Origin of the sequence: Nonomuraea sp. NPDC048901 (assembly GCF_040649695.1) — a bacterium.
GTDB lineage: Bacteria > Actinomycetota > Actinomycetes > Streptosporangiales > Streptosporangiaceae > Nonomuraea.
On sequence record NZ_JBEZFW010000026.1, the window covers coordinates 1 to 19,776 of the forward strand.

20 protein-coding genes, 1 rRNA gene and 1 pseudogene are annotated in these 19,776 nt (G+C 68.6%); 13 read left to right on the plus strand and 9 right to left on the minus strand.

From position 1 onward, the window contains the following. Positions 1-87, plus strand: a 5S ribosomal RNA gene (rrf, locus tag AB0C30_RS51570); the annotation flags it as partial. Between the two features lie 237 nt (positions 88-324). On the opposite strand, the gene AB0C30_RS51575 is transcribed toward rrf, so the two are convergent. Next, positions 325-594 carry a hypothetical protein gene (locus tag AB0C30_RS51575; protein WP_357958314.1) on the minus strand — a complete coding sequence of 90 codons (270 nt, stop codon included), beginning with the start codon at positions 592-594 and terminating at the stop codon, positions 325-327. A gap of 6 nt (positions 595-600) precedes the next feature. Continuing rightward, complete coding sequence (locus AB0C30_RS51580) at positions 601-975, minus strand: methyltransferase domain-containing protein (RefSeq protein ID WP_357958571.1); 375 nt, start codon at positions 973-975, stop codon at positions 601-603. Here AB0C30_RS51580 and AB0C30_RS51585 point away from each other — a divergent pair. After that, on the plus strand, positions 907-1,059 hold the full coding sequence (locus AB0C30_RS51585; protein ID WP_357958587.1) for a hypothetical protein: 153 nt from the start codon (positions 907-909) through the stop codon (positions 1,057-1,059). The genes AB0C30_RS51580 and AB0C30_RS51585 overlap by 69 nt on opposite strands. Before the next feature lie 173 nt (positions 1,060-1,232). On the opposite strand, the gene AB0C30_RS51590 is transcribed toward AB0C30_RS51585, so the two are convergent. Next, positions 1,233-3,200 (minus strand): hypothetical protein, encoded by a 1,968-nt coding sequence (locus AB0C30_RS51590; RefSeq protein WP_357958316.1) that lies wholly within the window; start codon positions 3,198-3,200, stop codon positions 1,233-1,235. On the opposite strand from AB0C30_RS51590, the gene AB0C30_RS51595 reads away from it, so the two are divergent. Beyond that, on the plus strand, positions 3,150-4,427 hold the full coding sequence (locus AB0C30_RS51595) for a hypothetical protein (protein WP_357958318.1): 1,278 nt from the start codon (positions 3,150-3,152) through the stop codon (positions 4,425-4,427). The two genes, AB0C30_RS51590 and AB0C30_RS51595, sit on opposite strands and share 51 nt — an antisense overlap. Positions 4,428-4,495: 68 nt before the next feature. On the opposite strand, the gene AB0C30_RS51600 is transcribed toward AB0C30_RS51595, so the two are convergent. Beyond that, positions 4,496-5,422 carry an MBL fold metallo-hydrolase gene (locus AB0C30_RS51600; protein ID WP_357958320.1) on the minus strand — a complete coding sequence of 309 codons (927 nt, stop codon included), beginning with the start codon at positions 5,420-5,422 and terminating at the stop codon, positions 4,496-4,498. 108 nt (positions 5,423-5,530) lie between these two features. On the opposite strand from AB0C30_RS51600, the gene AB0C30_RS51605 reads away from it, so the two are divergent. Beyond that, a complete protein-coding gene (locus AB0C30_RS51605) occupies positions 5,531-6,076 on the plus strand; it encodes a single-stranded DNA-binding protein (protein ID WP_357958322.1) in 546 nt (181 codons plus the stop codon). Between the two features lie 559 nt (positions 6,077-6,635). Here the strand turns inward: AB0C30_RS51605 and cpt are convergent. From cpt to AB0C30_RS51620, 3 genes and pseudogenes are all read right to left on the minus strand, one after another. Continuing rightward, positions 6,636-7,172, minus strand: coding sequence for a chloramphenicol phosphotransferase CPT (cpt, locus tag AB0C30_RS51610; protein WP_357958323.1), 537 nt, complete (start codon positions 7,170-7,172; stop codon positions 6,636-6,638). Positions 7,173-7,755: 583 nt separating this feature from the next. Further along, positions 7,756-9,612 carry a DUF1015 family protein gene (locus AB0C30_RS51615; protein WP_357958574.1) on the minus strand — a complete coding sequence of 619 codons (1,857 nt, stop codon included), beginning with the start codon at positions 9,610-9,612 and terminating at the stop codon, positions 7,756-7,758. A 240-nt stretch (positions 9,613-9,852) separates the two neighbouring features. Then, positions 9,853-10,155, minus strand: a pseudogene (locus AB0C30_RS51620) (DUF1015 family protein); the annotation flags it as partial. Between AB0C30_RS51620 and AB0C30_RS51625 the strand changes: the two are divergent. Both AB0C30_RS51625 and AB0C30_RS51630 read left to right on the plus strand, forming a co-directional pair. Then, on the plus strand, positions 10,154-10,576 hold the full coding sequence (locus tag AB0C30_RS51625; RefSeq protein ID WP_357958326.1) for a tetratricopeptide repeat protein: 423 nt from the start codon (positions 10,154-10,156) through the stop codon (positions 10,574-10,576). The pseudogene AB0C30_RS51620 and the gene AB0C30_RS51625 overlap by 2 nt on opposite strands. Before the next feature lie 399 nt (positions 10,577-10,975). Continuing rightward, positions 10,976-11,212 (plus strand): hypothetical protein, encoded by a 237-nt coding sequence (locus AB0C30_RS51630; RefSeq protein WP_357958328.1) that lies wholly within the window; start codon positions 10,976-10,978, stop codon positions 11,210-11,212. Between the two features lie 76 nt (positions 11,213-11,288). On the opposite strand, the gene AB0C30_RS51635 is transcribed toward AB0C30_RS51630, so the two are convergent. Further along, the gene (locus AB0C30_RS51635; protein WP_357958329.1) at positions 11,289-11,879 is read right to left on the minus strand and encodes a plasmid pRiA4b ORF-3 family protein; all 591 of its coding nucleotides are present in this window, start codon (positions 11,877-11,879) and stop codon (positions 11,289-11,291) included. A gap of 519 nt (positions 11,880-12,398) precedes the next feature. Here AB0C30_RS51635 and AB0C30_RS51640 point away from each other — a divergent pair. Further along, the gene (locus tag AB0C30_RS51640; protein ID WP_357958331.1) at positions 12,399-13,370 is read left to right on the plus strand and encodes an HAD-IIA family hydrolase; all 972 of its coding nucleotides are present in this window, start codon (positions 12,399-12,401) and stop codon (positions 13,368-13,370) included. A gap of 3 nt (positions 13,371-13,373) precedes the next feature. Here AB0C30_RS51640 and AB0C30_RS51645 read toward each other — a convergent pair whose 3' ends face one another. Beyond that, positions 13,374-13,721 carry an SCP2 sterol-binding domain-containing protein gene (locus AB0C30_RS51645; protein ID WP_357958333.1) on the minus strand — a complete coding sequence of 116 codons (348 nt, stop codon included), beginning with the start codon at positions 13,719-13,721 and terminating at the stop codon, positions 13,374-13,376. 127 nt (positions 13,722-13,848) lie between these two features. On the opposite strand from AB0C30_RS51645, the gene AB0C30_RS51650 reads away from it, so the two are divergent. The 6 genes from AB0C30_RS51650 (at position 13,849) to AB0C30_RS51675 (ending at position 19,775) form a co-directional block, all read left to right on the plus strand. Next, the gene (locus AB0C30_RS51650) at positions 13,849-14,055 is read left to right on the plus strand and encodes a hypothetical protein (protein ID WP_357958335.1); all 207 of its coding nucleotides are present in this window, start codon (positions 13,849-13,851) and stop codon (positions 14,053-14,055) included. Beyond that, on the plus strand, positions 14,052-14,864 hold the full coding sequence (locus AB0C30_RS51655) for a TlyA family RNA methyltransferase (RefSeq protein ID WP_357958337.1): 813 nt from the start codon (positions 14,052-14,054) through the stop codon (positions 14,862-14,864). Before AB0C30_RS51650 ends, AB0C30_RS51655 begins: the two co-directional genes overlap by 4 nt. Beyond that, positions 14,861-15,760, plus strand: coding sequence for an NAD kinase (locus AB0C30_RS51660; RefSeq protein ID WP_357958339.1), 900 nt, complete (start codon positions 14,861-14,863; stop codon positions 15,758-15,760). The genes AB0C30_RS51655 and AB0C30_RS51660 overlap by 4 nt, the downstream gene beginning before the upstream one ends. Before the next feature lie 64 nt (positions 15,761-15,824). Continuing rightward, on the plus strand, positions 15,825-17,534 hold the full coding sequence (gene recN, locus AB0C30_RS51665) for a DNA repair protein RecN (protein ID WP_357958341.1): 1,710 nt from the start codon (positions 15,825-15,827) through the stop codon (positions 17,532-17,534). A gap of 73 nt (positions 17,535-17,607) precedes the next feature. After that, positions 17,608-18,804 carry a putative cytokinetic ring protein SteA gene (gene steA, locus AB0C30_RS51670; protein ID WP_357958343.1) on the plus strand — a complete coding sequence of 399 codons (1,197 nt, stop codon included), beginning with the start codon at positions 17,608-17,610 and terminating at the stop codon, positions 18,802-18,804. Then, entirely contained in the window at positions 18,801-19,775 is a 975-nt protein-coding gene (locus AB0C30_RS51675; RefSeq protein ID WP_357958345.1) for a copper transporter, read from the plus strand. The genes steA and AB0C30_RS51675 overlap by 4 nt, the downstream gene beginning before the upstream one ends. Position 19,776: the final 1 nt, after the last annotated feature.

Here is a 19,776-nt window from a genome sequence, read left to right on the forward strand (position 1 = left end):
GGTTACATTCCGAACCCGGAAGTTAAGCTTCCCAGCGCCGATGGTACTGCACTCGGGAGGGTGTGGGAGAGTAGGTCACCGCCGGACAATCTTTGGTTGCAGAAAGGGCTCCACGCACACGCGTGGGGCCCTTTCTGCGTTGCGGGTCAGGCGCAATAGGTCGGGCACAAGCAGCGGTGGGCTCTGCTCTACGGGAGTGGCCTGTTTGCGGCCAGGAAATGTACAAGCTTCGGATTGCAGCCCTGAACCGCGGTGTGGCCGATTCAGGACGTAGCCGACCGCACCGCCGAGCAGCCGCAGGCGCCGGATCGTACAATCAACGGCTTACCCGCGGAGAACGAAGACGCCCCAGCCGATGTAGTCCCTGCCGTACTCGAGATATGAGTCGCGTGCATGGTCCAAGAATTGCCGCAAGGCCGACGCATCGGGGTCGTCCGGATTTTCGCGTAGCCATTCGCTCAGTGTCCACCATTGAGCGGCGACGTACCTGTCCCAGATGTCGTGGTTCGCCAGGACCATTTCCACCAACTCATAGCCGGCGTCTTCGATGAGCTTGGCCGTACCGGACAGCGAAGCGAAAGAATCTTTCGGCACTTGGAGCTATGCACAGGCTTCGGGCGGTGGCGGGCTGATCCAGTAGCAGTCACCGACCAGGGCGAGTCCGCCGGGGCGGAGCAGGCGGCGTAGGAGGGTGAGGGTGCCGGCGAGGCCGTCGCCGATCCACGCGGCGCCTATGCACGAGACGATGTCGTACGAGTGCGGCTCGTCCTCATAGGTCCCGGCGTCCGCCTCGATGAAGCGTACCTGGCCGGTCACATCGAGCTCGTCCGCGCGATCTCTGGCGGCGGTGAGAAAGACCTTGCTGATCTCCACGCCTACCCCGTACGAGCCGTAACGGGCGGCCCATTGGGTGAGCATTTCCCCCTTCCCACAGGCGAGATCCAGGTGGCGCGCGCCTGGTGTGATGCGGCAGATTTCGCCGAGGAGATGCAATTTTTCGTCAGTGATGGGGTTCAGAATGCGGTGCTGGGCCTCGGCGATCTCATGGAAGCGGAGTGACATGTCGAGCAGTTTTCCCGAAGCGGTCAATCACCGCGACCGAATATGCGGGCCGGGCCAGGCTCGGTGACATGCTGCGGCTTGCTAGGCTGGTGGTACCGGGCCATCCCACCGCGGGTGGCCTTCGTCGCGTAAGGCCCGAGAATCGGGCGGCGACCTGCCACGGCGGACCGTCATGTGACGCACGGGTCTGCTGAGTGAGCCAACGAAATGGACCAGAAGTGAACAGTGATAACGGATCGGACGGCGGACAGCGCGAACGGGGCGACGGCGGAGACAAGCGTCCCCAGGGCGGCGACAGGAGCGGCGGGTATGGCTCCCGCGGGCGCGACCAGCGCGACTCCAGGGGCGACCGTCCGTTCCGTTCTGACGACAGGCCGCGCTCCGGCGACCGAGGGCCACGACGCGACGGTGGCGACCGAGGGGCGTCGCAGGATCGCGGATACGGCGAGCGTTCCGGATACCAGGGGCGCGGCGACCGGGGCACCGGGCGCGACGGCGGAGGATATCGCGGCCCGCGTCGTGAGGGTGCCTCCGGCGATGACCGGGGACCTCGTCGCGAAGGCGGGTTCGGTAGTGACCGCGGCCCTCGCCGCGAAGGTGGTTACGGCGGTTCGGGCCGCGAGGGCGGATTCAGCGGAGACCGTGGCCCCCGCCGCGAGGGCGGTTACGGCGGTCCGCGCCGTGAAGGCGGATTCGGTGGTGACCGTGGCCCGCGTGGCGAGGGCGGTTACCGCGGCGGCGACCGCGGTCCGCGTCGCGAAGGTGGATACGGTGGCCCGCGCCGAGAGGGTGGCTTCCGTGATGACCGGGGCGGGCGCGGTGGCGATGACCGACGTCCCTTCCGTGACCGTGACGACCGTGGCCCGCGTCGTGACGCCGGCTCCGGCGATGACCGTGGCCCCCGTCGTGAGGGTGGTTACGCTGGTCCTCGCCGTGAAGGCGGTTACGGCGGCGGGCCGCGCCGTGAGGGCGGGTTCGGTGGTGACCGTGGCCCGCGTGGCGAGGGCGGTTACCGCGGCGGCGACCGCGGTCCGCGTCGCGAAGGTGGATACGGCGGCCCGCGCCGTGAGAGTGGCTTCCGGGACCGTGATGATCACCGGCCGGGTGGGTTCCGTGAGCGTTCTGAGGGTGGCGACGATCGTCGTTCCTTCCGGGACCGTGATGACCGCGGCCCTCGTCGCGAGGGTGGTTACGCCGGTCCGCGTCGTGAGGGCGGTTACAGCGGCCCCCGTCGCGAGGGCGGCTTCCGCGACCGTGACGGCGGTGGGGATCGTCGTGGTTTCCGTGACCGTGATGACCAGCGCCCGGGTGGGTTCCGCAGCGACCGGGGTCCGCGCCCCGAGGGCGGCGGTGACCGAGGTCCCCGCCGTGAGGGCGGCTTTGACCGGGGTCCGCGTGGCGGCGACGACCGCCGTCCGTTCCGGGACCGCGACGACCGTGGCCCCCGTCGCGAGGGTGGTTACGGCGGTCCGCCCCGTGAAGGTGGGTTCCGCGACGACCGCGGTTCGCGCCCTGGGGGTGGCGACGATCGTCGTTCGTACCGGGATCGTGACGACCGCGGCCCTCGTCGTGAGGGCGGTTACGGTGGCGGTCCGCGCCGTGAGGGCGGTTACGGTGGTCCGCGCCGCGAGGGTGGCTTCCGTGACGATCGGGGTCCCCGGCGCGAGGGTGGCTTCCGCGACCGTGACGATCATCGGCCGGGGGGGTTCCGTGAGCGTTCTGAGGGTGGCGACGATCGTCGTTCCTTCCAGGATCGTGACGACCGTGGCCCTCGCCGCGAGGGCGGTTACGGCGGCCCGCGCCGCGAGGGTGGCTCCCGTGACGATCGGGGTCCCCGTGAGGGTGGTTACCGCGACGACCGGGGCCCGCGTGGCGATGACCGTTCCCGCCCGTTCTCGCGCGACTCCCGTGATGACCGGGCGTCCAGCGGCACTCGTGCCAGGTTCGGCCGTACCGAGGACGACGCTCCGAAGCGCGAGCCGCTGCCCGAGGTCGCGCCCGACATCACCGCCGAAGAGCTCGACAAGGAGGTACGCGACGAGCTGCGCTCCCTCCCCGGCGACCTCGCCGAGCTGGTGGGCAGGCACATGGTCGCCGCCGAGCGTGCGCTGGAGGAGGACGACCCCGATCAGGCTCACGAGCACACCAAGGTGGCCCGCCGGTTCGCGGCCCGCATCGGTGTCGTACGTGAGGCGGCGGGAATCGTCGCCTACCGGGCTGGGCACTTCTCCGAGGCCCTCAGCGACCTGCGCGCAGCAAGGCGGATGACCGGTTCTGACGCGTATCTCGCGGTCATGGCCGACTGCGAACGCGGCCTCGGCCGTCCGGAACGCGCCCTCGACCTGGTCCGCTCGCCCGAAGCCGAACGCCTCGACAGGGCGGGACGCATCGAGCTGTCCATCGTGGAGTCGGGCGCCCGCCGCGACCTGGGCCAGAACGACGCCGCCGTCATCACCCTGCAACGTCTGCCCGAGCTGCGCGATCCGCAGGCGAAGCCCTGGTCGGCTCGTCTCGCGTTCGCGTACGCCGACGCGCTGGCCGACGCGGGTCATCAGGAGGCCGCGACCGATTGGTTCGCCAAGGCGATGGCCTTCGACGAGGACGGCGAGACGGACGCCGCCGAACGGTACGCCGAGCTGACGGGTGCCGTCATCGAGGATGTCGAAGAGGACTTCGACGACGAGGACGACTCCGACGACGCGGGTACGGCCGGCCAGGCCGACGCCATGATCGAGCTGGACGAGGACGTCGACGAGGACGCGGCCCTGGCTGAGGCAGACGACCTTCTCGACGACTCCGAGCCCACCGACGATCAGTCTGCGGAAACCGAGCCGGTGGACCGGGAGGATGAGCCGCTCGGTCGGCAGGATGCCGATGATGAGCAGGACGGCGCGGAGGACCGGCAGGGCGCCATCCGTGAGCAGGACGGCCCTGCCGACCGGGAGGACGCCGACGACGAGCAGAACGGCTCTGCTGACCGGGAGGACGCCGACGACGCGCAGGACGGGCCTGCCGCCGAGGCGGAATCCGCTCCTGAGCAGGTGAAATCCGCTTCCGAGCTGGAGGCCGCCGAGTCCGGCGAGCTCCGGGACGGTTCGGCGAACGCCTCGAAGGACGTCCCGAAGGGCGTCTCAAAGGACGCTTGGAAGGACGCCTCGAAGGATGCCGAGCCTGATGAGCTGCTGGACGACGAGTCCGGCACGGCAGAGTCGAGCGTCCCGGAGTCCAAGGCCTCTGCGATTGAGACCCCGATGGCGCTAGGCATCACTCCGGCGTTCATCGAGCCCAACTTCGGCGACATCCTGGACCAGCCCGACGAACCAGCCGAGGACGCCGCCAAGCGCGACTCCCAGCGCGAAGACTGACGTCCTGCTCCGCCGTACACCTTCCACGGTGTACGGCGGAGTTCTGGTACGGCACTTCGTACCAGAAGTCAGGGTGAGACGCGGTCGAGCCAGTGGTAGATGCCCGCGACGTTAGACGGAGCGCCACTCAGGAGCTCGAACTGCTCCGCCGTGTCATCGTCCGCCTTGAGCGCTTGGTACCGCTCCATGGTCCGGTCCCTGACCATGGCGATGGCGTGGTCGAGGTCGAGGCCCTCCGTGTGTACCTGGCGGGTGAGATCGACCCAGACGCGAAGTTCCTCCGCGGAGCGTTCGAGCGTTTCCTGTACGGCGCCGACCGGTCCGTAGTGGCTGAACAGCAGCCGCTGCGGGCCGAGTGCCTTGAACAGCGAGAGCGAGTTGAGCGCCGTCTCCAGGTCGAAGTCCGGAGGCGGGGTGGCCGGGCGCAGGTCCCCGGTCTGAGGCAGGTACACGCCGGCGGCGTCACCTACGTACAGATCGCCAGTGGCGGAATCGATGAGACCCACATGGTGCTTGGCATGACCGGGGGAGTAGTGGCTGTTCAGCGTCCTTCCGTTGCCCAGGTCGATGGATCCGGTGTCGCCGAGCGCGACGATGCGGTCGGCCTCGGTGGGCGATAGTTCACCAAATAGCGTGTCAAGGCGGTCACCCCACACCATCCTCGCGCTGGCCATCAATCTGGACGGATCGGCCAGGTGCCTGGCCCCCTTCTCATGCACCACGATCTGGGCGGACGGGAAGTACCTCGCCATGTCCCCAGCGCCGCCGGCATGATCGAGATGGATGTGCGTGACCACGACCGTGGCAAGGTCCTCAGGGCCCACGCCGAGCGAGGCGAGTGCGTCACGGACCACGGGCGCCGAGGTCGAGGTGCCGGTCTCGACCAGGCATGGGCGGTCACCCAGGATCAGGTATCCAGCCGTGATGCCCGAATAGCCGGCCATCTTCGTATCGATCTCATAGACGTCGCCGCCCAGGGCGGTGATGTTGTCCACAGTCACTCCTGATCCGCTGCCGTTATCCCCAGAATGGCGTTCGAGCCGATCCGGCGTACCCCTCATCGTAAAGAGTGATCTCACCAGAACCCCGATGGGAGGACGACAGTGGACCGCAACGAGGTCGTACTGGTGGGAAGGCTGTCCGCGACGCCAGAGGAAAAGCCCCTGCCGAGCGGCGACATCCTCACGAAATGGCGCCTGATCGTGCGCCGCCCGGAAAACAGACGCGGCCAGACGATGACGGACAGCGTGCCATGCGCGACCTTCGATCCCGAGGCGGCCGCCTTCGTCCGCAACCTCAGACCCCGCGACACCATGGAGATCAAGGGCGCTTTCCGCTGCCACGTCTACGGCCCGACCGCCGCCAAGATCTGGCGCTACGAAGTCGAGGTCACGATGGCGAAGGCAGCCCCACCTGACCCAGCTGACCAGCCGAGGCCCTCACGACCGCGCCGAAAGCCTTTCCCACTCGCACAGAGCCGACGGCTCGGCAACGACCCGGAACCGCCGGACGCTCAGGAGTGCCGACGAGGCCCGGCCCCTCCGCCAACCCCAAAGCCATCCGGAAACGCGATGATCCAGGACAAGCGCGACATCCTCCCGTCCATCCCCTCGCCACGCCCAGCCCCGGACCTGGCCCCGACCGGCTAGCTCGCTATTCGGGCGTGGCACCTCGTGGAATTGTCCGGCGGTCGCCTGCCGATCGCCGGACGATCGACAGCGGGGCCCGGGGCCGGGGGTCAGTGACAGGGGAGCGCGCCGAGCCACACCGTTCCTACAGGTAGTCGCACTGCTCGCCACCCGTGCGCTGTTGACATCCCGCGGACTGGTGTAGTTGCCTCAGCCACTCGGCCCTATTCATCCCTGGTAGAAGCCATACAGCGAGATCGTGGATCCACCACTCAGCGGGACGTCATCGCGGCAACCGCCTACGCTCGTGACGATGCCATGGATCTTCGGCTGGGGACGAAAGTCCACCACTTGATGGGCCGTCATCTTGCGGGTAACCGCCGTCGCTGGTCCAGAAGATGACGGCCCATCGAAGGCGTATCTCCTGGGCTTATGCGCTCAGGCCCATTAGATCGTTGATCCACCGCTCGGCGGGGACACAAGCGTCCAGATCGGTGCAGTTAGGTCGTGGTGCGGCACGACTCAGGAGGTCGGTATCGCTATTGATCGTCTACCGCGGTGGCCGGAAACGTTCATCGGCTTACGATATGTAACCGGCGATGGTCTTCGCGCACACCAGCGACTCGGTACGCGTGGTGTCCACCTCCAGGTCATAGACCACACCGTCGTGTACCGCCTCCGCCTGGGCCACGGCCATGCCCGGGATGCGGTCTCCCCGAGCCCGCTCGCGGTCGGCGGCGACCGCGCTGTCACACCTGACGCCGACCCACAGGACGTCGAGCCCGCCGAGAACTCTCTGCCACTGCTGCTGGGAGTCCCCTCCCCCGAGAAGGACATCATCGATGATGACCCGGGCTCCGGCACGGGCCATCATGGCGATCCCCTCCCGCCACGCCGTCTGCAGTTGCAGGAACTCCGGCCCGACGGTCACAGCTCCGTCGGAGGCGATCTTGAGTCCCGTGTCCGATGTCATCATGGATTCGGGCATCGCCTCGATCATCGAGTCGACACCTCCGATGGCAAGCCAGGGCTGCGGCAGTACGGCCTGCAGGCTCCGGACGATCGAGGACTTGCCCGCGCTGGATCCGCCATTGAGCACGATCACCTGCGTTGTCACGGCGTACACAGTAGGGGCGCCGCCTCAAGGAAGTGAAACGATTTTCGGCCGACGCTGCCCTGCCGCTGCGACCCGGTGAACGTTTCCGGTCACTGCGCCGGCCGGGCCGTTGCGTCGCCGATCAGCAGCGGTACACGAGGACGGAGCAGTTGAGCGGTGACTGCTCTGGTCGCTACGCCATTCTCGTACTTACAGCCTGCGCTCAGAAGGGCTCTTTACAGTGCTGAGTGGTGTCCCATCCAGTGGTGGATCAACGATCTCGCTGTGCGTTTCCTACGTGGGCGAACAGGGCTGAGCGGGGGAGAAACCACACCGCTCTGCGGGACTTCGTCGTGGTATGCGGTGATGGAGCCGTCCAGGCTGCAGTCGTCGAGCTGCCAGCGCTGCTCCAGCCGGCGGCATTCGTCCTTGCGGAACAGCGCGGGATTGTCGGTCAGCAGGCTGCCGAAGGCCCGCTTCAGTCCGTCCTCGCTCGTGCCCTCCGGAGCGGGCAGGAGGGACGCGAGCGCGGCCAGCTCGCGATCGGCGGTTACCCGACTCGCCTCAGCCGGTGGCGAAGGTGTCGGCGGTGGCCCGAGTCGCCTCAGCCGGTGGCGAAGGTACGGAGGACGAGGCCCGTAATGGGCTTAGGGCCGAAGGAGGTTGATTTGCGAGGCACGCGCTCGCCCCCCGCCGCGATGGCCAGCACGTCGTCGACGGCTAGCGGCTTCAGAATCACGGCGGTGCCGCCCGTATCGAGAGCCAGCTGCAGGGCGGCCTCCGGGTCATGATGCACGATCCGTACGGCCTGCTGATCGTCCTGCATGCCCCACACCTTGGGCAGGACGAACTCACTGAGGATGGAGATGTTCAGCGAGTTCCACAGATCGGAGCGGTCCGCAGGCATGGCACGGGCGAGCTGGACCGGATCAGGGTTGGTGAGCAGGTGGCAGCCTCCTTCGCCGGCGAGCAGAAATGCGGGCTCCCCTGCCGCCTGGAGCGCGGCCAGGCCCTGGTCGAGGGTGGCATGATCGTGGACACGCCATGACCCCTTGGCCTTGGCCGCCGCCTCGGTCAGGGGCAGGCCGGGGATGACGCGGTGAATGGCCTTGAGATCGGGCGGGTACGCGGTCGAATCGACGAGCAACGCCAGCCCGAAGTCCCATGGACCAAAGGTGGACTGTCCCTGCTCGCCGCCACGCGCGTGCTGCCCCGTGGGCTGCTGGACGCCAGACACTGATGCGGTGGCGAGTCCTGGCACCTGGCCTGGTTCGGTGCTGGTTGCTGGGCTTGGTTTGGTATGGCTTGCTGGGCCCTGAGCTGGTGTCGGGTTGGTTGCCGGAACCTGAGGAGGTGCGGCATCGGGCGTTGAATGCCGAACGGGTGTGGCAGGGGGCGCTGACGGCTGGGCCGATGCGACGGAAGGCTGAGCGCCGTGGAGCGGCGCGGGTGTCGGCTCTGCTGGCGCGTTGAGGTGCGGTGTGTTCAGTGGCGAGGTGAGCGGAGGCTGTGGGGTGGTGGATGCCGGTGTTGTGGGAGCAGGCCATGAGGTGGAGGCGGGGACCTGGCTGGCACGGGCCGCGTGCTCCTGGCGTTGGAGGACCCGGTATGTCGCGTACCTGTGGTGGCCGTCGGCGATGAGGGCTTGGCGGTTTCGGAGGTCGGCGTTGACGGCGTCGATCTCGGCCGGATCCGTGATTGCCCAGAGGCGGTGGCGGAGACCGTCCTGCGTATCAGCAGTCACCAGAGGCGGGCGTGTCGACGCCACGTGATCCACCAGGAGGGTTGCCGTGCCTTGGCCGCCGTCGTAGAGGAGGAAAATGGGTTCGAGGTTGGCCTGGGTAGTGCTCATGAGGGCGAGCCGGTCGGCGACGGGTCCGGGGAAGATGTTCTCGTGGGGGAGGATGATGCGTCGAGCCGGGTCCGCCAGGGCCACATCCCCGATGAGGCCGCGCTGTAGGACGCCCGGTCCGTGCTGTTCGTACACATATAGAGCTGGTTGCTCGTCAGCGACCAGCACCTTCGCGTCCAGCCAGGCGAGGAGGGTGTCGCGAGCTTCGCAATAGCGCTCGTTCGCTGAGTGTTCGGGAGTGTCGGCAGACGGCTGGACCGCTGCATCCCCATGCGCCTCACCCTGAGGCTCATCGCTGGGTCGAATGTCGTCGAGTTGCTTGTCACTGTCAGCGGGCTGCTCGTCATCAGGCCGCCTGCCGCCGGGGTGGTCGTCGTGGAGCTGTTCGGCGGTTTCTCCCGGCGGGGTGTCGTATTGGCTGACGGCTGGGTCGGCGCGTGTTCCGGCGGGGTGGTGACCTATCGGGGCCGGAGATGTGTCGCTGTCGTGATCGCCGGCTGCGATTCCGGCGCCGTGCTCGTGGGTGCTGATGGAGTCATGGGGTTGGGGGATGGTGACGGCAGCGTCGGGTGCGCTCTGATCGTCAGGTGCGCTCGGACGGGTGTTCACCGCTGGGTCCAGCGCGGGGCTCACCGCTGTGGCAGCGGGTTGTTCGTCGGCTGTCGTCGCAGCGGTGGCAGCGTGGTGGGAGGCGGCGCTGGGCGTCGTGCTGTGGTGGGAGGTGGCGCCAGGCGTCGTGCTGTGGTGAGGGGCGGCACTGGTGGGGGTCTTGTTGTGGTGGGTGGCGGCGCCAGGTGTCGCGCTGTGTTGGGGGGAGTCGGGAGTGGGTGGGTGTCCTTCGGGGGACTGGCAGGGAAGGATGAGGCGGACGACGTTGTTGGGATGGGAATCCAGGAGGGCGCGTACATCACCCTCAGCGATCAGGTCGTACGGCGGGGAGGTCACCTTGGCGGGATCGTCGACCGTGAAGCGGACGCCGCGGAAGGGGCGTAGGAGCAGTCCATCAGGCGCTGGCAGTTCAGGATTCCCCATACCGGGCATGCTCCCATAAGTGTCCGGGTCTTCCGAAAGTCGCCCCCAAGCTCCCCACGCTCCTGATTCCGCGGCGAATTCAACGGAACCCTGTCGGCCGATGAAGGAGGCCTCACGCATGGTCCAAGGTAGAAACGTGCACGATGAATCCCCTGGGGCTCCAGGGGGTGGCGTTTACGACTGGTATCAGCGCGGGGTGAAGCTTTTGAAAGAGGGCAGTCCGGCAGCTGCTGCCGCTCTGCTCGAGCGTGCCGCTGCTGCGGAGCCCGATTCGCGCAGCATCAGGGAGGCTCTTGCGCGAGCGCAGTTCAATTCGCGGCAGTACGCGGAGGCTGCGGCGAGCTTCCGCCAGATCGTCGATGCCAATCCGACTGAGGATTACGCCTATTTCGGGCTTGGGTTATCGCTGTGGCGAACGGGCGACATTGAAGGGGCCCAGGAACCCCTTGCGATCGCTGTGGCCATGCGGCCGGATGAGCGTCACTACGTGTCCGCGCTGAAGAGCGTCCGTGCCACTCTGCGGGCTCGGCGTGAGATGTAGACGCCTATCCAGATAGGACTATCCAGATAGGCGGTTGGCCGCAGCGGTGGCGATCGGCGTTCGTATCGGCTGCGCCCTGGAGCGGGCGGCAAGCCGCATGATGGGCTCGCGGTTCAGGTCGCCTCGGTGCTCGACTACGGTGTTGTCCTGCTGCGGGCCGCCGATTCGGAGCCGCCGTCTCCTACCACCGGCAGCAGCTCACGGGAGCCTCGCCCTACGACCGTCCATCGCTGAGGGATTGGCAGCACTTCGCGTACGTGCTTCGCATCAACGGCGAGTTGGAGGAAGCCGTCCGGCACGCGGGACGCCATCCGGTGCTGTCGGGAGGCGCTGGGCGTCGCGGCGAGCTACCTGCGGAGCCAACGCCCGCCCGCTCGTGTCGTGCGCGGGGGCGTGGTCATGCTGGAGATCCGTGCCGGGCTTGGCGAGAGTCTCCATATGCTCGGTCGGCTGGCCGAAGCCGAGGAGGCTGAGCACCGTGAGGCGTTCGATGGGTACGGGCCCTCCTTCGGGCCCGACCGTCCGGATGCGCTCGTCCAGCGTGGACGGCCGGCGGATCTGCTCTCTGTCCAGGGTGAGTTCGGCGAATACCGGGCCTTGCTGAACACCCACGACGGGTCGCGCCGGAGCGTCTGATCCGCCTTGTGCCCCCGTGATCGGTGCTGCGTGTTGATCGTGCGAGTGGTTCGATTTCGTTGGAGATGGCGGGTGGTCAGTCCTTGGTGAGGACGATCGCCAGGCCGGAGAGTACGTCGTTGATCTTGTTGGCGTCGAAGCTGGCGGGGTTGAATTGGTCGGCTGAATCGAGGCCGAGCCATTCCAGGCGCTCCTGGTGTTCGTCGTGGGTGGGATCGGCGAGGATCTCGAGGAGATATTCGTAGCCCCAGACGCCACCGGAGTCCTCAGGTGGTCCCGCGCGGCGTCCGGTCAGGCAGCGTGGATAGGCCGTGCCGGGCTCGGCGTCGGTGATGGCTTCGACCAGGATGTCGTGTTCCCAGTCGTCGCCGAAGTCGTAGGTGTAGCGGAGTCGGTCATTGGCCCGGGGAGCGACCTGGTCGAGCCGGGTGGAGGCCGCGCTGCGGATCTCCAGTTCGCGGTCGGTGTCGCCGAAGCGGCCGGTTGCGGTGTCGAAGACCCACATGTGGTAGTTCTGCCAGCCGAAGGACGCCTGGATGACGTCGTGCAGGTGCCGCAGCGTACTGTCCGAGGCGACCTCCAACCGGCGCCAGACCGGTGGTCGGGAACCGCGCAAGGTGACCTTGATCGTGTGAACCGTCTGCTTCGCGCTGGGGGTGTTCGTCACAGCGATTATTCTGCCGCGCGGCTGGGTTCGGCGTGGGTAGTGGGCTTAACTAGGCTGCTTGTGGACGGCTCTGAAATGGCATATTTGGGGTATTTAGCTCGTTCGGTCGCATGGGGTGCCGTCATTGGTGTCGGTGTGCGAGATCAAATCCATGTGCGGTGTGCGGAAAGTGGATCTGACATTACGGGCGGGCTGCTTTCAGGTGGCCGATTCGTGGCATCCAGCTATCCGCCCGAATCCGTGCAGCGCTCCATGCGCGGCCTTCGCCCCATATGGCACCTCTGCCTCATGTGCCTCGTGGGCACCGTTCGCCTGCGTGGCCATCCGTGCCGTGCAGCGCTCCTCGGTCTTGGCCGCGTGCGTCGCGGGGTTGAGGTCGCCGGGCAGATCGGCGGGTTCTGGGAGGTCGAAGGGGGAAGTCGAAGGGGGATCTGTGGACAGGGTCAGCCCTTCTCCAGATGAGTACGGACGCGACGCTAAAGTCTCACGCGGCGTGACAAGTCAACGGGAAGAGGCGCAGTGCTGATCGACGGTTATGACACCCTGCTGCTCGACCTCGACGGGGTCGTCTATCTGGGCGCCCACGCGGTTCCCCATGCGGTCGAGTCGCTGGAGGAGGCGCGGGGCAGGGATACGCGGCTGGCGTACGTCACCAACAACGCCTCACGCACCCCCGCCGCCATCGCCGCGCACCTGCGCGAGCTCGGCCTTTCCGCCAGGGCCGAAGACGTCGTGACCTCGGCCCAGGCCGCCGCGCGGCTGGTGGCCGAGCGGGTGCCGGCCGGCTCCCCGGTGCTCGTGGTGGGCGGTTCCGGACTGCGGTTGGCCGTACGGGATCAAGGGCTGAGGCCCGTCACCACGGCGGCGGACGCGCCGGTCGCGGTCGTGCAGGGCATGGCGCTCGGTCTCGCGTACGGGCTGCTGGCGGAAGGCGCGCTGGCCGTCCGGCAGGGCGCGTTGTTCGTGGCCGCCAACAGGGACAGCACGCTGCCCACGCGGCGGGGTGAGCTGCCCGGCAACGGGGCGATGGCGCGGGTGATCGCCACCGCGACCGGGGTGGAGCCGGTGTTCGCGGGCAAGCCGGATCCGCCGCTGCATCGGGAGTCGATGATCCGTACGGAGGCGAAGCGGCCGCTCGTGGTGGGCGACCGGCTCGACACCGACATCGAGGGCGCCGTCAACGCGGGCGTGGACGGACTGCTGGTGCTCACCGGGGTCGCCACGCCGCTCGACGTGCTCACGGCTTCTCCTCAGCAGCGGCCAACGTACGTGGCCGAGGATCTGTCCGCGCTGCTGCGGCCCTATCCGGAGGTACGGCAGGGCGTCTGCGGAGGATGGCGGGCCCAGTGGGCCGACGGAGTCCTCACGCTGGAGGGTGACGGCAGCCGCATCGACGGGTTGAGGGCAGCCTGTGACGCGGCCTGGACGTATGCGGGCGAAAGTCCGGCCGAGGAGGACGCGGTCAAACCGGTGCTGGATCGGATCGGCTGAGGGTCAGAGGAGGCGGCGTAGGCGGAGCAGGTCGCCGAAGCTGGCGTCGATCCGTACCCGGCCGCCGAGCAACGCGCGTGCCAGATCGAGCTCCCCGTCCACAAGGGCGATCAGGTCGTCGCTGACGATCGTCAGCTTCACGTCGGCCGACCTGCCGTTCGAGGGCGGCTCTTCACTGAACGGGTCCAGCCCGTCAGGATGCAGCCGGCCGTAGAAGATCAAGTCGAGGTCGGAGACCCGGCAGCTCACCGTACGCTCGACCACGTGCTTGGCCCGGTCCTCCTCGCCGATCTCGTCGAACTGGTCGACGAGCTTGGCCAGTGCCGCCCGGCACTCCTCGACGCTTGCCATGTTGGGATCCTTTCTTCCATTTCAGGACGGTAGCGTTCCACATCAGTGGCACCCCCGTGTGACCCTTCAACGTGTGACACACCTGCCAAGGTGCCGGGTGCTCGCATGAGGCGTTACGGTCGTTGTCATGAGTGAGGTACCGGAGGAGACCGGCGACGAGCGAGTCGACGCGGTCCTCGCCGGTCTCGGTGACCTGGCCGGGCGGCCGGTGGGTGAGCACGTCGCGGTGTTCGACGAGGCGTTCTCCGGGCTCGAGGCCGCGCTGGGGGCCGTGGACGGCCAGGTGGATGGGCAAGTGAACGGCCAGGTGGACGGCCGGACGGGCGACCGGTGAGCCGACGCATCCGGCTGGACAGCGAGCTGGTGCGGCGCGGCCTGGCCAGGTCGCGTGAGCAGGCCGGCCAGCTCATCGAAGCCGGCCGGGTCACGGTCGGCGGACGGCGGGCGGGTAAGGCGGCGACCCAGGTCGACACCGCCTCGGCCATCGTCGTGGCCGAGTCCGCCGACGGTCCCGACTACGTCTCGCGCGGCGCGCACAAGCTGCTCGGCGCGATCGAGGCGTTCGGCGCGCTGGAGATCCGGGGCCGCCGCTGCCTCGACGCGGGCGCGTCCACGGGCGGGTTCACCGACGTGCTGCTGCGGCACGGCGCCGAACGCGTGCTGGCCGTCGACGTCGGTTACGGGCAGCTCGCCTGGTCGTTGCGGACCGACGAGCGGGTGACCGTGATGGAGCGCGTCAACGTACGTGATCTCACCCCGGATCTGGTCGGTGAGCCCCCTTCGCTGATCGTAGGCGATCTGTCGTTCATCTCGCTGCGGCTGGTGCTGCCCGCGCTGGCCTCGGTGGCCGCCGCTCGGGCAGACTTCGTGCTGCTGGTCAAGCCGCAGTTCGAGGTGGGCAAGGACCTGGTGGGTGCCGGTGGCGTGGTGCGAGACCCGGTGTTGCGGGCGGGCGCGGTGCGACAGGCCGCGGCCAAGGCGCGCGAGCTCGGCCTGGTGGTGCGCGGCGTGACCGCGAGCCCGCTGCCAGGTCCGTCGGGAAATGTGGAGTATCTGCTCTGGCTGGGCAAGGGGGAGGGCGAGCCGCCGGTCGCCGACCTCGAGGCCGAGATCGAGCGGGCCGTCGCGGAAGGGCCACAATGAACCGTACTGTGCTGGTCACCGTGCACACAGGGCGGGAGGCCGCGGTCGACAGCGCCCGCCTGGTCATCGACCGCCTGGTCACGGCCGGGATCCGGGTCAGGGTGCTCGATGTGGAGGCCGACGACATCGGCTGTCGCGGCGCCGAAGTGGTGCCCTGCGATTCCGGTGCCGCCAAGGACGCGGAGATGCTGATCGTGCTCGGCGGCGACGGCTCGCTGCTGCGCTCGGCCGACCTGGCCAGGCCCACCGGCACCCCGCTGCTCGGCGTCAACCTCGGGCACGTCGGCTTCCTGGCCGAGGCCGAGGTCGCCGACCTGAAGTCGGCGGTCGACAGTGTGGTCGCGGGCCGCTACGACGTCGAGGAACGCATGACGATCGACATTCTGGCCAGGCAGAACGGCCAGGTGCTCGCCGACACGTGGGCGCTCAACGAGGCCAGTGTGGAGAAGGGCGAGCGCATGCTGGAGGTGGTCGCCGAGATCGACGGGCGGCCGCTGTCCCGCTGGGGCTGCGACGGCGTGATCTGCGCGACCCCGACCGGCTCGACCGCCTACGCCTTCTCCGCCGGGGGTCCCGTCGTGTGGCCGGAGGTCGAGGCGCTGCTGATGGTGCCGATCAGCGCGCACGCGCTGTTCGCCAGGCCGATGGTGATCTCGCCGCGGTCCACGCTCGCCGTCGAGATCCTGCCCGACACACCCGGCGGCGTCCTCTGGTGCGACGGGCGGCGCCGTTTCGACCTGCCGTCCGGCAGCCGGGTGGAGGTACGCCGCGGCTCCCAGCCGGTACGTCTGGCCCGGCTGCACGGGGTGGAGAGCACCGGCGCCCCCTTCACCGACAGGTTGGTCGCCAAGTTCGAACTACCCGTCCAGGGCTGGCGCGGAAGGGTGCGTCCCTGACTCAATTACAGGTGCAGCGCGTACAGTTAGATCGCACAAGCGTTCGGAGCGACGGGAGTGGGCAGTGCGACCAAGGGTCGAGGAGGTCCGCATCCAGGGGCTCGGCGTCATCGACGAGGCCGTTCTGGAGCTTTCGCCAGGCTTCAACGTGGTCACCGGCGAAACCGGTGCCGGCAAGACGATGGTCGTCACCGGGCTCGGGTTGCTGTTCGGCGGCCGGGCCGACCCTTCCCGCATCCGGCCGGGCACCGACAAGGCCACGATCGAGGGCACGCTGGTCATCGAAGCCGGCGGCCGCGTCTCCCAGCAGGTCGAGGACATCGGCGGTGAGATCGAGGACGGCGAGCTCATCATCTCCCGCACCGTCTCGGCCGAGGGCCGGTCGCGGGCCTGGCTCGGCGGCCGGACGGTGCCGGTCGGCACGCTGACCTACCTGGCCGACGACCTGGTCGCCGTCCACGGGCAGATGGACCAGCAGCGCCTCCTGCAGCCGGCCAAGCAGCGGGCCGCCCTCGACCGCTATGCCGGTGACGATCTGGTCAAGCCGCTGCGCGCCTACTCCCAGGCGTACAAACGGCACAAGCAGGTGGGAGCGCTGCTCGACGAGCTCACCACCAGGGCGCGTGAGCGCGCTCAGGAGGCCGACCGGCTGCGGTTCGGCCTGGAGGAGATCGAGAAGGTCGAGCCGAAGGCCGGCGAGGACGTCGAGCTGCGCGGCGAGGAGGAGCGGCTCTCGCACGCCGACGCGCTGCGCGGTGCCGCGACGACCGCGCACACGGCGCTGCTCGGCGACCCGATGGAGGCCGCGAGCGGCGCGCGCGACGTGATCTCCCTGCTGGGCGAGGCCCGCTCGGCCGTGGAGGCGGTGCGCGACTACGACACGCAGCTCGCCGGGGTGGCCGACCGGCTGGCCGAGGCCGGCTACCTCATCTCCGACGTCGCCACCGACCTGGCCGCGTACGCCGAGTCGATCGAGGCCGACCCCGCGCGGCTCGCCGCCGTGCAGGACCGCCGGGCTCTGCTGTCCGGACTGGTCCGGAAATATGCTGAAGACAGCGCTGGTGTCCTGCAGTGGGCTCAGGAGGCGTCCGCCCGGCTGGTCGAGCTGGAGGGCGACGACGAGCGCATCGACGAGCTGACCCGCGAGCACGACGAGCTGACCGCCCGGCTCACCGAGCTGGCCGCCGAGCTGACCCGGGTGCGCGAGGGCGCCGCCGAGCGGTTCGGCCAAGCCGTCACCGACGAGCTGACCGCGCTGGCCATGCCGCACGCCAGGGTCATCGTCCAGCTCACCCAGGTCGCGGACTTCGGCCCCGAAGGCGTCGACGAGGTCGAGCTGCGCATGGCCGCCCACCCCGCCGCGCCGCCGCTCCCGCTCAACAAGGGCGCGTCCGGCGGCGAGCTGAGTCGGGTCATGCTGGCGATCGAGGTGGTGTTCGCGGGCGCCGATCCGGTGCCGACGTTCGTGTTCGACGAGGTCGACGCGGGAGTGGGCGGCAAGGCCGCGGTCGAGATCGGGCGCCGCCTCGCCAGGCTGGCACGGACCGCTCAGGTCATCGTCGTCACCCACCTGCCACAGGTGGCCGCGTTCGCCGACCAGCATCTGGTGGTCGAGAAGGCCAGTGACGGCAGTGTCGTCCGCAGCGGCGTCCTCACCCTCAATCACGAAGGCCGGGTACGCGAGCTCTCCCGCATGCTGGCGGGGCTGGAAGACTCCGAGCTGGGCAGAGCACACGCCGAAGAACTCCTCGGGCTGGCGGCCGCCGATCGGTGATCCTGAGTGACATAGCGGACACGCCGCGCAATGCGTGGCCTCTGCGCTGCTTCACTCTGGCAGGATGGTCTTGATGAAGGTTCCGGGGAGCAGGATGCCGGGCCTCCGCGCTAGGAAGGTCACAGACCTTCCCGGTGTCACGGCAGTGGCGAGAGTCGATCGGCGGACTAAGAGGCTGACCAAGCGCCTCCAGCCCGGTGAAATAGCGATTATCGACCACGTCGACGTGGACCGGGTCAGCGGGGAGGCGCTTGTCGCGTGCGGAGTTTCGGCGGTGGTCAACGTCGCCGCCGGCATCAGTGGGCGCTATCCCAATCTCGGCCCGCAGATCATCATCGAGTCCGGGGTGCCGTTCGTCGACAACGCCACCCAGGATCTGTTCGAGCGGGTCAAGGACGGCGACGTCGTCCGGATCCACGACGGGGTCGTCTACCTCGACGGTGATGTGGTCGGCAAGGGCGAGGAGCAGACCCCCGACGCGGTCGAGGCCGCCATGGCCGAGGCCCGCGCCGGTCTCGCGGTGCAGATCGAGGCGTTCGCCGTCAACACGATGGAGTACGTCCGGGGCGAGGGCAAGCTGCTCATCGACGGAGTCGGCGTGCCGGACATCCGCACCCCCATGGAGGGCCGGCATGTCCTCATCGTGGTGCGCGGCTATCACTACAAGGAAGACATCGCCACCCTGCGCCCCTACATCAGGGAATATCGCCCGGTGCTCGTCGGAGTCGACGGCGGCGCCGACGCGCTGCTGGAGGCCGGCTACCTTCCCGACGTGATCGTCGGCGACTTCGACTCGGTCTCCAACAAGGCGCTGAGCTGCGGCGCCGAGCTCGTCGTGCACGCCTACCGCGACGGAAGGGCGCCCGGCCTGGAGCGCGTCCACCAGCTCGGCCGCGAAGCGGTGATCTTCCCCTCCACCGGCACCAGCGAGGACATCGCGATGCTGCTGGCCGACGACAAGGGCGCCGAGCTGATCGTGGCGGTCGGCACCCACGGCACGCTGGAGGAGTTCCTCGACAAGGGTCGTTCGGGGATGGCCAGCACCTTCCTCACCCGGCTGCGGGTCGGCAGCAAGCTCATCGACGCCAAGGGAGTGAGTAGGCTCTACCGAAGCCGCATCTCGACGTCCCAGCTGCTGCTGCTCGTGATCACCGCGCTGATCACGATGGGCGTCGCGCTCTTCCTGTCGCCGATCGGCCAGACCTGGCTGAACGGCATGCAAGATTTCTGGAACGCCTTCATCTTCTGGTTGGTCGGACTCTTCTCGTGATCGATTTCCGCTATCACCTCGTGTCCATCGTCGCGATCTTCCTCGCGCTGGCGGTCGGCATCGTCATGGGCACCACGTTGCTCCAGTCGCCCGCCATCGAGTCGGCGCTGCGGACGAGCAACCAGATGACCCAGGACAACACCCAGCTCAGGGCCCAGCTCGACGCGCTGCGCGGCCGGGAGGCGGGCAACGACTCCTTCGTTACCGCGCTCACCCCGCAACGCGTCGCGGGCGAGCTGACCGGCCAGCACGTCGTGCTCATTGAGGCGCCGGGTTCCAGCACCACCTACCGCGAGGCTGAGCAGCAGGTGCTCGCCCAGGCGGGTGCCCTGGTCACGGGGCGGGTCCTGCTGGACGAGAAGTTCGCCGATCCCAAGCAGAGCGGCGTGATCGACGGCCTGGCCAACAGCCTCAAACCCGAGGGCATGACCTTTCCCGCGGCGGCCACTCCGTACACGAAGGCCGGTGCCGTGCTCGCCGCCACCGTCCTGACCACCGACCCGGCTCAGGCCAGCACCGCCAACCCGGCCACCGGGGCCGTCCTCGGCGGTTTCGAGGAGGGCGGGTTCCTCAGCATCGAGGGTGACCCCAACAAGCGGGCCACGCTCGCCGTGATGTTCGCGCCGGAGAAGCCGTACGAAGGCGAGAACGCCGAAGCCCAGGCCGACGCCCTCGTCAAACTCGCGGGCGGCCTCGACGCCGGTGGCAAGGGCACCGTGGTGACGGCCTCGGCCGCCACCGCCGCCGCCTCCGGAGGCGTGATCAGCGCGCTGCGTGACGACAGCGAGGTCGCCAAGCGCGTCTCGACCGTCGACACGCCCGACATGCCCGCGGGTCGGATCGTGATCGTCGACGCGCTCCGCGAGCAGCTGAGCGGCCGCGCCGGCCACTATGGCATCGGCACGGGAGCTCCTACATTCCAGCCCGCGGCACCGACCGCGACCCCGTCCCCCACCCAGTCAGGGAGCTGAC

Coding starts and splice junctions, on each gene's coding strand:
- AB0C30_RS51650 (WP_357958335.1), top strand. CDS start 13,849: ATGAGTGAGGTACCGGAGGAGACCGGCGACGAGCGAGTCGACGCGGTC.
- AB0C30_RS51595 (WP_357958318.1), top strand. CDS start 3,150: ATGGTCGCCGCCGAGCGTGCGCTGGAGGAGGACGACCCCGATCAGGCT.
- AB0C30_RS51625 (WP_357958326.1), top strand. CDS start 10,154: ATGGTCCAAGGTAGAAACGTGCACGATGAATCCCCTGGGGCTCCAGGG.
- steA (WP_357958343.1), top strand. CDS start 17,608: ATGAAGGTTCCGGGGAGCAGGATGCCGGGCCTCCGCGCTAGGAAGGTC.
- AB0C30_RS51660 (WP_357958339.1), top strand. CDS start 14,861: ATGAACCGTACTGTGCTGGTCACCGTGCACACAGGGCGGGAGGCCGCG.
- AB0C30_RS51630 (WP_357958328.1), top strand. CDS start 10,976: ATGCTGGAGATCCGTGCCGGGCTTGGCGAGAGTCTCCATATGCTCGGT.
- AB0C30_RS51645 (WP_357958333.1), bottom strand. CDS start 13,721: ATGGCAAGCGTCGAGGAGTGCCGGGCGGCACTGGCCAAGCTCGTCGAC.